This window comes from Streptomyces sp. NPDC048600, assembly GCF_055587025.1.
This window is the reverse complement of sequence record NZ_JBVJGZ010000016.1, coordinates 30659-43048: the sequence shown is the minus strand read 5'-3', so window position 1 is coordinate 43048 and position 12390 is coordinate 30659. Positions and strand designations below refer to the sequence as shown.

Annotated in this window: 12 protein-coding genes; 8 read left to right on the top strand and 4 right to left on the bottom strand. The window is 71.6% G+C overall.

Annotated features, from left to right (window positions below):
* The first annotated feature begins 18 nt into the window (after positions 1–18).
* Positions 19–1413, top strand: coding sequence for an NADP-dependent succinic semialdehyde dehydrogenase (locus ACZ6SQ_RS21920; RefSeq protein ID WP_469564578.1), 1395 nt, complete (start codon positions 19–21; stop codon positions 1411–1413).
* A 25-nt stretch (positions 1414–1438) separates the two neighbouring features.
* The gene (locus tag ACZ6SQ_RS21915) at positions 1439–1669 is read left to right on the top strand and encodes a DUF6213 family protein (protein WP_386379585.1); all 231 of its coding nucleotides are present in this window, start codon (positions 1439–1441) and stop codon (positions 1667–1669) included.
* A gap of 109 nt (positions 1670–1778) precedes the next feature.
* Here ACZ6SQ_RS21915 and ACZ6SQ_RS21910 read toward each other — a convergent pair whose 3' ends face one another.
* Complete coding sequence (locus tag ACZ6SQ_RS21910; RefSeq protein ID WP_469564574.1) at positions 1779–3005, bottom strand: acyl-CoA dehydrogenase family protein; 1227 nt, start codon at positions 3003–3005, stop codon at positions 1779–1781.
* A 170-nt stretch (positions 3006–3175) separates the two neighbouring features.
* Between ACZ6SQ_RS21910 and ACZ6SQ_RS21905 the strand changes: the two genes are divergently transcribed.
* On the top strand, positions 3176–3820 hold the full coding sequence (locus ACZ6SQ_RS21905; protein WP_386379587.1) for a TetR/AcrR family transcriptional regulator: 645 nt from the start codon (positions 3176–3178) through the stop codon (positions 3818–3820).
* A 66-nt stretch (positions 3821–3886) separates the two neighbouring features.
* On the opposite strand, the gene def is transcribed toward ACZ6SQ_RS21905, so the two are convergent.
* Positions 3887–4423, bottom strand: coding sequence for a peptide deformylase (gene def, locus ACZ6SQ_RS21900; protein WP_469564570.1), 537 nt, complete (start codon positions 4421–4423; stop codon positions 3887–3889).
* Positions 4424–4582: 159 nt separating this feature from the next.
* Here def and ACZ6SQ_RS21895 point away from each other — a divergent pair, with 159 nt between their 5' ends.
* From ACZ6SQ_RS21895 to ACZ6SQ_RS21875, 5 genes are all read left to right on the top strand, one after another.
* Complete coding sequence (locus tag ACZ6SQ_RS21895) at positions 4583–5821, top strand: MurT ligase domain-containing protein (protein WP_386379589.1); 1239 nt, start codon at positions 4583–4585, stop codon at positions 5819–5821.
* A 20-nt stretch (positions 5822–5841) separates the two neighbouring features.
* Positions 5842–6570, top strand: coding sequence for a type 1 glutamine amidotransferase (locus tag ACZ6SQ_RS21890; protein ID WP_386379590.1), 729 nt, complete (start codon positions 5842–5844; stop codon positions 6568–6570).
* Between the two features lie 296 nt (positions 6571–6866).
* Positions 6867–7892: a 6-phosphofructokinase gene (locus ACZ6SQ_RS21885; RefSeq protein WP_386379591.1), complete on the top strand. Its 1026-nt coding sequence runs from the start codon at positions 6867–6869 to the stop codon at positions 7890–7892.
* Positions 7893–8100: 208 nt separating this feature from the next.
* A complete protein-coding gene (locus ACZ6SQ_RS21880) occupies positions 8101–9051 on the top strand; it encodes a cytochrome c oxidase assembly protein (RefSeq protein ID WP_469564566.1) in 951 nt (316 codons plus the stop codon).
* A 174-nt stretch (positions 9052–9225) separates the two neighbouring features.
* Complete coding sequence (locus tag ACZ6SQ_RS21875) at positions 9226–9396, top strand: hypothetical protein (RefSeq protein WP_386379593.1); 171 nt, start codon at positions 9226–9228, stop codon at positions 9394–9396.
* Between the two features lie 46 nt (positions 9397–9442).
* Here the strand turns inward: ACZ6SQ_RS21875 and ACZ6SQ_RS21870 are convergent, their stop codons facing one another.
* The gene (locus ACZ6SQ_RS21870; protein WP_469564562.1) at positions 9443–10651 is read right to left on the bottom strand and encodes a sensor histidine kinase; all 1209 of its coding nucleotides are present in this window, start codon (positions 10649–10651) and stop codon (positions 9443–9445) included.
* Positions 10648–12378: a sodium/solute symporter gene (locus tag ACZ6SQ_RS21865; RefSeq protein ID WP_386379595.1), complete on the bottom strand. Its 1731-nt coding sequence runs from the start codon at positions 12376–12378 to the stop codon at positions 10648–10650. The genes ACZ6SQ_RS21870 and ACZ6SQ_RS21865 overlap by 4 nt, the downstream gene beginning before the upstream one ends.
* Positions 12379–12390 lie beyond the last annotated feature (12 nt).

Here is a 12390-nt window from a genome sequence, read left to right as displayed (position 1 = left end):
ACCCAGGGAGGTCCGGTCATGCCCATCGCTACGGTGAACCCGGCGAACGGCGAGACGCTCAAGACGTACGAGGCCATGGGGGACGAGGAGCTGGAACGCCGGCTCCAGCTCGCCGAGGCCACGTTCCGTACGTACCGCACGAGCGCCTTCGCCGACCGCGCCCGGCTGCTGAACCGGGCCGCCGAGCTGCTGGACGCCGACCAGCAGGACATCGGGCGGGTGATGACCACCGAGATGGGCAAGCCGGTCAAGCAGGCCCGGGCCGAGGCCGCCAAGTGCGCCAAGGCCATGCGCTGGTACGCGGAGAACGCCGAGGCGCTGCTCGCCGACGAGGAGCCCGCCGCCTCGGACGTACGGGACTCCGGGGCGTCCCGGGTGCGGGTGCGCTACCGCCCGCTCGGACCGGTGCTCGCGGTGATGCCGTGGAACTTCCCGCTGTGGCAGGTGATCCGGTTCGCCGCGCCCGCGCTGATGGCGGGCAACGTGGGCCTGCTGAAGCACGCGTCGAACGTGCCGCAGACCGCGCTGTACCTGGAGGACCTGTTCCACCGGGCGGGCTTCACGGAGGGCTGCTTCCAGACCCTGCTGATCGGCGCCGCCCAGGTGGACGGCGTCCTGCGCGACGAGCGGGTCCGGGCGGCGACGCTCACGGGCAGTGAACCGGCCGGCCGGGCCGTCGCCTCCACCTCCGGCGAGATGATCAAGAAGACCGTCCTGGAGCTCGGCGGCAGCGACCCGTACGTCGTGATGCCCTCCGCCGACCTCGACCGGGCCGCGCAGATCGCGGTGACCGCGCGGGTGCAGAACAACGGGCAGTCCTGTATCGCCGCGAAGCGGTTCATCGTGCACACGGACGTCTACGACGCCTTCGCCGAACGCTTCGTGACCGCGATGAAGGCGCTCAAGGTCGGCGACCCGATGGAGGAGGACACGGACGTCGGCCCGCTCGCCACCGAGCAGGGGCGGGCGGACGTGGAGGAGCTGGTGGACGACGCGACACGCAGCGGGGCGGACCTGCTGTGCGGCGGTCATCGGCTGCGCCGTCCCGAGCTGCCGGGCTGGTACTACCCGCCGACGGTGCTGGCCGGGATCACCCGCGAGATGCGCATCCACCGCGAGGAGGCGTTCGGTCCGGTGGCGACGCTGTACCGGGCGGGCGACCTGGACGAGGCCGTGCTCATCGCCAACGACTCGCCGTTCGGGCTGAGTTCGAACGTCTGGACCCGCGACGAGGCCGAAGTGGACCGGTTCGTCCGGGATCTGGAGGCGGGCGCGGTCTACGTCAACGGCATGACCGCCTCGCATCCGGCGTTCCCGTTCGGCGGTGTGAAGAGCTCGGGGTACGGGCGTGAGCTGTCCGGGCACGGAATCCGCGAGTTCTGCAACATCACGACGGTTTGGCACGGTGCGTGACGGTCGCGCGGTTACGATCGCCGATGTGCGCGAAGTGACTCTGCCGCTGATTGTCGACGACCGTGGGGCCCTGCAGGTGGCCGCGGCCGATGTGAGCAAACTGCTGCGCACGATGGGCGCGCGCTGGGTGCATCTGGTCGAGGCCGGGGACCAGGAGCTCGACGAGGAGACGGTCGCGGCCCTGACGATCGAGCTGGCGAAGCTGGCCGACCGGATCGACGTGGCCTGTATCGCCCACAGCAGCGGGCAGTCCTGAGTCCGGGCTCCCCGTTCCGGGCACTCGTGCCCGGAACGGGGAGCCCGGCCGGCTCGCACTCCGGGGCGGAGAACAACTCCCCGGCCCCGGGCGGGGGGGGTGACCGCGGTCAGCGGATGGGCAGCCCGGCGAGGGTGCGGGCGATGACCAGGCGCTGGATCTCGCTGGTGCCCTCGAAGATCGTGTAGATCGCCGAGTCCCGGTGCATCCGCTCCACCGGGTACTCACGGGTGTAGCCGTTGCCGCCGAGGATCTGGATCGCCTGGGCGGTGACCTGCTTGGCGGTCTCGGAGGCGAACAGCTTCGACATCGAGCCCTCGGCCGCGGTGAACGGCTTGCCGTTGACCGCCATCCAGGAGGCGCGCCAGACGAGCAGCCGGGCCGCGTCGACCGAGGTGCGCATGTCCGCGAGCTGGAAGGCGACGCCCTGGTTGTCGATGATGGGCCGGCCGAACTGCTCCCGGGTCTTCGCGTAGTCGAGGGCGACCTCGTACGCGGCGCGGGCGGTGCCGACCGCCATGGCGCCGACCGCCGGGCGCGAGGCCTCGAAGGTGGCCATGGCCGCGTTCTTCACACGCTCGCCGCCGGACCTGGCGCGCTCGCGGGCGCGGGCCAGCCGCTCGTCCAGCTTCTCCTTGCCGCCCAGCAGACAGGAGCCCGGCACCCGGACCTGGTCCAGGATGACCTCGGCGGTGTGCGAGGCGCGGATGCCGTGCTTCTTGAACTTCTGGCCCTGGGACAGACCGGGGGTGTTCGGCGGGACGATGAAGGAGGCGTGGCCCTTGGAGCCGAGCTCCGGGTCGACGACCGCGACGACCACGTGGACGTTGGCGATACCGCCGTTGGTCGCCCAGGTCTTCGTGCCGTTGATCACCCATTCGTCGGTGGCCTCGTCGTACACCGCGCGGGTGCGCATCGAGCCGACGTCGGAACCGGCGTCCGGCTCGGAGGAGCAGAAGGCGGCCACCTTGACATCGTTGGCGTCGCCGTACATCTGGGGGATCCAGGTGCCGATCTGCTCCTCCGTGCCGTTGGCGAGGACGCCTACGGCGGCGAGACCGGTGCCGACGATGGACAGGGCGATACCGGCGTCACCCCAGAACAGCTCCTCCATGGCCATCGGAATGCCGAGGCCGGTCGGGTCGAAGTACTGCTGGGCGTAGAAGTCCAGGGAGTAGATGCCGACCTTGGCGGCCTCCTGGATGACCGGCCAGGGGGTCTCCTCACGCTCGTCCCATTCGGCGGCCGCGGGCCGGATGACATCGGCGGCGAAGCCGTGCAGCCAGTCGCGGACCTCCTTCTGTTCGTCGTTGAGCTCCATGGTGAACTCGGCCATGTCCCCTCCAGCGGCGGCACCTGCGCGTTACTTGCGGTAACCGCAGTCTGTTACCGACCAGTAGGAAAAGTCAACTCATCGCGGTTCCTCAGCATCCCGTTCGATGCGCGGGACGTCCCGAGTGTTAGTTTGCGCTGGCGTCACCGAATCAGCACGGGTGGGGAGAGCACATGGACACCACGCAGCGGACCGAGCAGCAGAGGTCCGCCGACCGCCGACGGCGCGAGCTGCTGGAGGCCGCGGACCGAGTGGTGCTCCGGGACGGCCCCCAGGCCTCCATGAACGCCATCGCCGCGGAGGCCGGGATCACCAAGCCGATCCTCTACCGGCACTTCGGGGACAAGGGCGGCCTGTACGCCGCCCTCGCCAAGCGCCACACCGACGCCCTGCTGGACTCGCTGCGGGCCGCCCTGGACGCGCCCGCCGACCGGCGCGAGCGGGTGGAGGCGACCCTCGACACCTACCTCGCCGCGATCGAGGCCCGGCCCCAGGTCTACCGGTTCCTGATGCACCCCTCGGAGGGTGGCCAGACGGGCGACGCCGGGTTCGACATCGGCAAGTACTCCGCTCCGGTGCTACGGCGCATGGGCGAGGAACTGGCCACGGTCATCGAGGAACGGCTGGACCTCGGACCGGGGTCGCAGCAGCTGGCCAGGGTGTGGGGACACGGCATCGTCGGCATGATGCACGCCGCCGGGGACTGGTGGCTGGGCGAACGCCCCTGTTCCCGGGCCGAACTGGTACGGAGTCTGGCGGACCTGCTGTGGGGGCGGTTGGCCGCCGCCGGGGACCGGGTCGGCGGGCCCGGGTTCTGACTCGGGCCGCGCGTCACGGGGTTCGCTCGCGCCCATGTCCGCCGGGACGGCCCGCGCCCCGGGGTCTCAGCTCCAGGGCGCCTTGGCCACCTGCCTCATCAGCCGACGGTGGCGCCGGCCCGTCACACGGTCCGCGTAGACCGTTCCGTCCAGGTGGTCGCACTCGTGCTGGAGGCAGCGGGCGAACCAGCCCGTGCCGTGGATCGTGACGGGCTCGCCCGTCATCGTGAAGCCCTCGACCACGGCGTGGTCGTGGCGGACCGTGCCCGCCTCCAGCCCCGGCAGGGACAGACAGCCCTCCGGGCCACGGATCTCCACACCGTCCACCGCGACGAGCCGGGGGTTCACGACATGCCCGAGATGCCGTACGTCTTCGTCGTCGGGACAGTCGTAGACGAAGACGCGCAGTGACTCCCCCACCTGGTTGGCGGCCAGGCCCACGCCCTCGGCGGCGTACATCGTGGCGAACAAGTCCTCGACGAGGGCGGCGAGTCCGGGGCCGAAGTCGGTCACCTCGGCGCAGGGGGTGTGGAGCACCGGGGAACCGAGCAGGGTGAGGGGCCGGACTCGCCCGCGGGCGCCCGGGATGAAGCCTTGTCGCATGGCGGCAAGGGTACGGTCTGGCAGGTCGCGACAGGTGCGTGCCTGGATCGTGACGGTGCCGCGATTCGGGCACGTGAGTGGATCTCGATAGGCTGAGGCCACACCACGTGGCCGTCGAGGCTTTCGAAGCGGCGCGTAAGCAAGGAGGATCGAGGACTGATGGCAGGCAATTCGGACCCGCTCACTCCGCGGGCCAAGCTCGCCGTGACCGCCGGCAAGGCTGTCGCGGCGGCATCCCGTGCCGCGGGGCGCGGGAGCGGTTCGGTGATCGGCGGACGGGTGGCCCTCAAGCTCGACCCCGACCTGCTCGCCCGGCTGGCACAGAACCTGGACGTGGTCCTGGTCTCGGCGACCAACGGCAAGACCACCACCACCCGGCTCATCGCCGAGGCGCTGCGCGCGGCCGGACCGGTCGTGTCCAACGCCCTCGGCGCCAACATGCCGGCCGGTATCACGTCGGCGCTGGCGGGCGGCTCGGAGTCGAAGTTCGGCGTGATCGAGGTCGACGAGAAGTACCTCGCGGGTGTCGCCCGGGACACCGCCCCGAAGTGCATCGCCCTCCTCAACCTCTCGCGCGACCAGCTCGACCGCGCCGCGGAGACCCGCATGCTCGCGGAGAACTGGCGTGAGGGTCTCGCGGGCTCCAAGGCGGTGATCGTGGCGAACGCCGACGACCCGCTGGTCGTGTGGGCCGCGTCCTCCTCGCCGAACGTGATCTGGGTTGCCGCCGGCCAGATGTGGAAGGACGACGCCTGGTCGTGCCCGTCCTGCGGCGGTGTGATGCAGCGCCCCGGCGACGACTGGTTCTGCGGCGACTGCGGCTTCCGCCGCCCGAACCCGACCTGGGCGCTCTCCGGCGACCACGTCCTCGACCCGCACGGCTCCGCCTGGCCGATCCATCTCCAGCTGCCGGGCCGCGCCAACAAGGCCAACGCCGCCTCCTCGGCCGCCGTCGCCGCCGTGTTCGGCGTGCCGCCACAGGTCGCCCTGGAGCGGATGTACCAGGTGCAGGCCGTCGCCGGACGCTACGACGTGGTGCAGTACATGCAGCGCGATCTGCGGCTGCTGCTCGCCAAGAACCCCGCGGGCTGGCTGGAGACGTTCTCCCTGATCGACCCGCCGCCGACCCCGGTGATCCTGTCCGTGAACGCGCGCGGCGCCGACGGCACCGACACCTCGTGGCTGTGGGACGTCGACTACACACGCCTGACCGGCCACCCGATCTTCGTGATCGGCGACCGGAAGCTGGACCTCGCGGTGCGTCTGGAGGTCGCGAACCAGCACTTCCAGGTCTGCGAGAACCTCGACCAGGCCGTCCAGCAGGCCCCGCCCGGCCGGATCGAGGTCATCGCGAACTACACCGCGTTCCAGGACCTGCGCCGGATCGTCGGCAACTGAACAGGGAGGACGATCACTTCATGAGCGACAACCAACTGCGGCTGGTGTGGATCTACCCCGACCTGCTCAGCACCTACGGCGACCAGGGCAACGCCCTCGTCGTCGAGCGGCGGGCCCGCCAGCGCGGTCTCGACGTGGCCCGGATGGACGTGCGCAGCGACCAGCCGATCCCGACGTCCGGCGACATCTATCTGATCGGCGGCGGCGAGGACCGGCCGCAGCGGCTGGCCGCCGAGCGGCTGCGCCGCGACGGTCATCTGTACCAGGCGGTGCAGAACGGCGCGATCGTGTTCGCGGTGTGCGCCGGGTACCAGATCCTCGGCCACGAGTTCGTCAACGACCTCGGCCAGCGGGAGCCCGGTCTCGGGCTGCTGGACGTCACCACGGTGCGCGGGACGGGCGAGCGCTGTGTCGGCGACGTCCTCGGCGACATCGACCCGCGGCTGGGCCTGCCCCCGCTGACGGGCTTCGAGAACCACCAGGGCGTCACCCAGCTCGGCCCCACCGCCCGTCCGTTCGCCCGGGTCCGCCTGGGCAAGGGCAACGGCACCGGGGACGGCACGGAGGGGGCGTACAACGACACCGTCTTCGGCACGTACATGCACGGGCCGGTGCTCGCCCGCAATCCGCTGATCGCAGACCTGCTGCTGAAGCTGGCGCTCGACGTCAACGCCCTGCCGCCGATCGACGACCGCTGGTACGAGGCGCTGCGCAACGAGCGCATCGCCGCCGCGCAGCAGCCCGCCTGACCCCGTACGGCGTCGCACGAGCCGCCCTGGGCCCCCGTGGCCCCGGGCGGCTCTTCTTTCACGTCTCGTCGACCGCGCTCCAGATGCCCGAAACGCGGACGAAAGGCAGAGGAAAGAAGGCTGCGTCACCGTACTGGGAGGGCCCCTCTGACAGGCCGTCCGCTCACATGTGCGGGCACGTCCACCAGGCGGACGCCCATGGTGGTGCGACCCCCTCACGCCGGTAGGGTGACCGGGATCAAGCCGGACAACGTGGTCCGGTCCTCGGCCCCCACGTTGCAAAGGTATTTCGGGCTATGCGCATTGGTGTCCTCACGTCCGGCGGCGACTGCCCCGGCCTGAACGCCGTCATCCGGTCCGTCGTGCACCGTGCCGTCGTCGACCACGGCGACGAGGTCATCGGCTTCCGGGACGGCTGGAAGGGCCTCCTGGAGTGCGACTACATGAAGCTCGACCTGGACGCGGTGGGCGGCATCCTCGCCCGCGGCGGAACCATCCTCGGTTCCTCCCGCGTCCAGCCGTCCCATCTGCGGGACGGGGTCGAGCGGGCCAAGGGCCATGTCGCGGACCTCGGACTCGACGCGATCATCCCGATCGGCGGCGAGGGCACGCTCAAGGCGGCCCGGCTCATGTCCGACAGCGGTCTGCCCGTCGTCGGCGTGCCGAAGACCATCGACAACGACATCGCTGTCACGGACGTCACCTTCGGCTTCGACACGGCCGTCGGTGTGGCGACCGAGGCCCTCGACCGGCTCAAGACCACCGCCGAGTCCCACCAGCGGGTGCTCGTCGTCGAGGTCATGGGACGGCACACCGGCTGGATCGCCCTGCACTCCGGCATGGCCGCGGGTGCCCACGCCATCGTGGTGCCCGAGCGGCCCTTCGACATCGAGGAGCTCGCCACCGTGGTCGGCGAGCGGTTCGAGGCGGGCAAGCGGTTCGCGATCGTGGTCGCCGCGGAGGGTGCCAAGCCGCGGGCCGGGAGCATGGAGTTCGACGAGGGCGGCAAGGACATCTACGGCCACGAGCGGTTCGCGGGCATCGCCCGGCAGCTCTCGGTCGAACTCGAGCGGCGGCTCGGCAAGGAGGCCCGTCCGGTCATCCTCGGGCATGTGCAGCGCGGTGGTACGCCGACCGCGTACGACCGGGTGCTGGCGACGCGGTTCGGGTGGCACGCGGTGGAGGCCGTGCACCGGGGTGAGTTCGGGAAGATGACGGCTCTGCGGGGCACGGACATCGTCATGGTGTCGCTGGCCGAGGCCGTGCAGACGCTGAAGACGGTGCCGGAGGGGCGGTACGCCGAGGCGGAGTGCGTGCTTTAGCCGTCCGGCGGTTGCCCGTTTCTTCTGGCTCTACTGCGGGTGCGGGTTCGTCGTGGCGTGTCGCGCCCGCGCGGCGGAGCCGCATGATTGATACAGCCCCGCGCCCCTGAGTGCGCTGATCTGCCCCCGGTCGCAAGTGTGGCCGGGGGCAGTTCTAGTCTTGGTGCCGGACCAAAGCGCACAACCCCCACGAAAGCAGGAGCCGGCTATGGAGCACAGCGGGCACGGCATGACCATGGACCTGCCGCCGTTCACGCTGGGGCGCGGTCTCCAGTGGTCGCCGGACGGGTTCTTTCTCGTCGCCTGCCTGCTGGGGATCGCGCTGTACGCGTGGGGGGTCGTACGGCTGCGGCGGCGCGGGGACGCCTGGTCGCTCGGGCGGACCGTGGCGTTCGTCTCCGGGGTGCTGAGCATCGCGCTGGTGATGTGCACCGGGCTGAACGACTACGGCATGGTCATGTTCAGCGTGCACATGGTGCAGCACATGGTGATCAGCATGCTGTCGCCGATCCTGATCCTGCTCGGCGCGCCGGTCACCCTCGCGCTGCGGGCGCTGCCCGTCGCCGGACGGGGGCGCAAGGGGCCGCGGGAACTGCTGCTGGCGCTGCTGCACAGCCGGTACATGCGGGTCGTCACGCACCCGGCGTTCACCATCCCGATGTTCATCGCGAGCCTGTACGGGCTCTACTTCACCCCGCTGTTCGACACGCTGATGGGGTCCCAGGCGGGCCACACCGTGATGATGATCCACTTCCTGCTGGTCGGGGTGTTCTTCTTCTGGCCGATCATGGGCGTCGACCCGGGCCCGCAGCGGCCGGGGTATCTGATGCGGATGCTGGAGCTGTTCGCGGGCATGCCGTTCCACGCGTTCTTCGGCATCGCGCTGATGATGGGCTCGACCCCGATGGTGAAGACGTACAGCAACCCGCCCGCCTCGCTCGGGATCGACGCGCTCGCCGACCAGAACGCGGCCGGCGGTATCGCCTGGGCCTTCAGCGAGATCCCCTCGGTGCTGGTGCTGATCGCACTGCTGTTCCAGTGGTACGGCTCCGAGCAGCGGCAGGCCAAGCGCAGCGACCGGGCCGCGGACCGGGACGGCGACAAGGAGCTGGAGGCGTACAACGCCTATCTCGCCTCGCTGAACGCCCGCAGCCGCTGAGCGGCCTCCCCGCACGGGAGCTGTCCCGCCCCCTCGCTGCCCTCCCGCCCCCTCGCTTTTTTCCCGTTTCTCCTCCCTTGCCCGCGCCGGAAACCGGACGTATTTGCGGATCGGGGCCGCTTCGGCGCGGATCCGGGGCACCATGGAGGGACGGACCACGAGGAGGGTGTTGCGATGCCCGGTTCCACGGACAGCTCCACGAAGACCATGGGGGTTCTCACCCTCGGCGGACTCGTCATGGTGACGGCCTACACGGCGGTGCTCGGCAGCAACGGCTGGCTGTGGTTCGGCTGGGTCGTGCTGGGGCTGATCACCCTCGGCATGGTGGCCACCCGCAGCACCTGAGCGGATACGGCTCCCTGGTTCGGCCGAGCAGGTACGGCTCCCTGGTTCAGCCCCGGCCGAGGCGGGCCGCCGAGTGCACGCCCGGCTGGTACTTCGGCAGCCGGGCGGTCACCTTCATCCCGGCGCCGGGGGCGGTCTCGATGACGAGGCCGTGGTCGTCGCCGTAGACCTGGCGGAGCCGGTCGTCGACGTTGCACAGTCCGATGCCGCCGGAGGGGCTGACCTCGCCCGCGAGGATGCGGCGCAGCAGCGCGGGGTCCATGCCGGCGCCGTCGTCCTCGATGACCACCAGCGCCTCGGCGCCCGCGTCCTGCGCGGTGATGCCGATGCGGCAGGTGTCCGCCGTGCCCTCGAGACCGTGCTTCACCGCGTTCTCGACGAGCGGCTGGAGACAGAGGAAAGGCAGCGCGACGGGCAGCACCTCGGGTGCAATCTGGAGGGTGACGGCGAGGCGGTCGCCGAAGCGCGCGCGGACCAGGGCGAGGTACTGGTCGATGGCGTGGAGCTCGTCGGCGAGGGTGGTGAAGTCGCCGTGCCTGCGGAACGAGTAGCGGGTGAAGTCGGCGAACTCCAGCAGCAGCTCCCGGGCCCGCTCGGGGTCGGTGCGCACGAAGCTGGCGATCACCGCGAGCGAGTTGAAGATGAAGTGGGGCGAGATCTGGGCGCGCAGGGCCTTGATCTCGGCCTCGATGAGCCGGGTGCGGGAGCGGTCGAGGTCGGCCAGTTCCAGCTGGACGGAGACCCAGCGGGCCACCTCGCCCGCGGCGCGGACCAGCACGGCGGACTCCCGGGGCGCGCAGGCGACCAGGGCGCCGTGCACCCGGTCGTCGACGGTGAGCGGGGCGACCACGGCCCAGCGGACCGGGCAGGCGGGGCTGGGGCAGGTCAGCGGGAAGGCCTCGCCCCGGCCGGTCTCCAACGCGCCCGCGAGGCGCTCCATGATGTCGTCGCGGTGGTGCGCGCCGACGCCGTCCCAGACCAGGACCCGTTCCTCGTCGGTGAGGCACAGGGCCTCGGTGCCGAGCAGGGAGCGCAGCCGCCGGGCCGACCTGCGGGCCGTCTCCTCGGTCAGGCCTGCCCGCAGCGAGGGCGCCGCCAGCGAGGCGGTGTGCAGGGTCTGGAAGGTGGCGTGCTCGACGGGAGTGCCGAGGCCGTCGCCGCGGCTCTCCCGGCGGGCGGTGCGCCGGCCGATCCAGAAGCCCGCGGCCAGCAGGGGCAGGACGGCCACGCAGAGCCCCGCCACGAATCCGGTCACGCCTTCGCCTCCACTCTCAGCTCCTCGGGGAGATGGAACCGCGCGAGGATCGCCGCCGTGCCCGCCGGGACCCGGCCCGGGGTGGCGAGCGACACCAGGATCATGGTGAGGAAGCCCAGCGGCACCGACCACAGCGCGGGCCAGGCCAGCAGGGCGTGCAGTCCGCCCGGTCCGAGGAAGCCGGCCATGGTCGCGGTGACGGCGAGGAACGCCGAGCCACCGCCCACCAGCATCCCGGCGGCCGCGCCCGGCGGCGTCAGCCGGCGCCACCAGATGCCGAGGACGAGCAGCGGGCAGAAGGAGGACGCCGACACGGCGAAGGCGAGCCCGACCGCGTCCGCCACCGGCAGCCCGCCCGCCAGCGCGCTCGCCGCAAGCGGCACCAGCATGGCGAGGCCGGTGCCCAGCCGGAACTGCCGTACGCCGCGGAGATCCGTCAGAAGGGCCCTGGGCAGTACGTCCTGGGTGAGGACGCCCGCGACGGCCATGGTCAGTCCGGACGCCGTGGACAGGAACGCGGCGAAGGCCCCGCCGGCGACCAGCGCGCCGAGCAGGTCGCCCGCGGCACCGCCGAGCATCCGGCCCGGCAGCAGCATGACGGCCGCGTCGGCGTCGCCGGTGATGGTCAGCTCGGGGGCGTAGAGGCGGCCGAGGGCGCCGTAGACCGGGGGCAGCAGATAGAAGCCGCCGACCAGGGCGAGGACGGCGACCGTGGTGCGGCGGGCGGCCACGCCGTGCGGGCTGGTGTAGAAGCGGACGACGACATGGGGCAGGCCCATGGTGCCGAGGAAGGTGGCGAGGATCAGGCCGTACGTCGCGTACAGCGGGCGTTCGGCGCGGCCGGCCGCGAGGGAGGTCGACATGCCGCCGTTGCCGCCGCGCTCGGCCGTGGGGACGGCGGTGCCGGGGGCGAAGGTGAGCCGGGTGCCCCCGTCGATGCGGTGGGTGCCGGCGGGCAGGGTGGTCTCGCGGTCCTCGTAGCGGGCGCCGTCGACGGTGCCGGTGACGGTGGCCGTCAGCGGGCGGTCGAGCTTGAGGTCGAGGCTGTCGTCGACGCGGACCGTGCGCTGCTCGCGGAAGGCGGCGGGCTCCTCGAAGGCGTGGCTCGGGCGGCCGTCCTGCTGCCAGGCCAGGACGAGGAAGAGGGCGGGCACGAGGAGCGCGGTGAGCTTGAGCCAGTACTGGAAGGCCTGCACGAAGGTGATGCTGCGCATGCCGCCCGCCGCGACGGTGACCGTGACGACGACGGCGACGATGACACCGCCGAGCCAGTCGGGGGCGCCGGTCAGGACGGTGAGGGTGAGGCCGGCGCCCTGGAGCTGGGGCAGCAGATAGAGCCAGCCGACACCGACGACGAAGGCACCGGCGAGCCGCCGTACGGCCTGGGAGGCGAGCCGGGCCTCGGCGAAGTCGGGCAGCGTGTAGGCGCCGGAGCGGCGCAGCGGGGCGGCGACGAAGAGCAGCAGGACGAGATAGCCGGCGGTGTAGCCGACCGGGTACCAGAGCATGTCGGGGCCCTGGACCAGGACGAGGCCGGCGATGCCGAGGAAGGAGGCGGCCGACAGGTACTCGCCGCTGATGGCGGCGGCGTTCAGCCGGGGGCCGACCGTGCGGGAGGCGACGTAGAAGTCGGAGGTGGTGCGGGAGATGCGCAGGCCGAAGGCGCCGACGAGGATCGTCGCCACGACCACCAGGGCGACCGCCGGTACGGCGTAGCCGGGGTTCACCGGACGTCGGCC

Excerpts from the sequence above, each read along its gene's own strand:
- ACZ6SQ_RS21920 (WP_469564578.1), top strand. The coding sequence starts at position 19 with ATGCCCATCGCTACGGTGAACCCGGCGAACGGCGAGACGCTCAAGACG.
- ACZ6SQ_RS21910 (WP_469564574.1), bottom strand. The coding sequence starts at position 3,005 with ATGGCCGAGTTCACCATGGAGCTCAACGACGAACAGAAGGAGGTCCGC.
- ACZ6SQ_RS21905 (WP_386379587.1), top strand. The coding sequence starts at position 3,176 with ATGGACACCACGCAGCGGACCGAGCAGCAGAGGTCCGCCGACCGCCGA.
- def (WP_469564570.1), bottom strand. The coding sequence starts at position 4,423 with ATGCGACAAGGCTTCATCCCGGGCGCCCGCGGGCGAGTCCGGCCCCTC.
- ACZ6SQ_RS21895 (WP_386379589.1), top strand. The coding sequence starts at position 4,583 with ATGGCAGGCAATTCGGACCCGCTCACTCCGCGGGCCAAGCTCGCCGTG.
- ACZ6SQ_RS21890 (WP_386379590.1), top strand. The coding sequence starts at position 5,842 with ATGAGCGACAACCAACTGCGGCTGGTGTGGATCTACCCCGACCTGCTC.
- ACZ6SQ_RS21885 (WP_386379591.1), top strand. The coding sequence starts at position 6,867 with ATGCGCATTGGTGTCCTCACGTCCGGCGGCGACTGCCCCGGCCTGAAC.
- ACZ6SQ_RS21880 (WP_469564566.1), top strand. The coding sequence starts at position 8,101 with ATGGAGCACAGCGGGCACGGCATGACCATGGACCTGCCGCCGTTCACG.
- ACZ6SQ_RS21875 (WP_386379593.1), top strand. The coding sequence starts at position 9,226 with ATGCCCGGTTCCACGGACAGCTCCACGAAGACCATGGGGGTTCTCACC.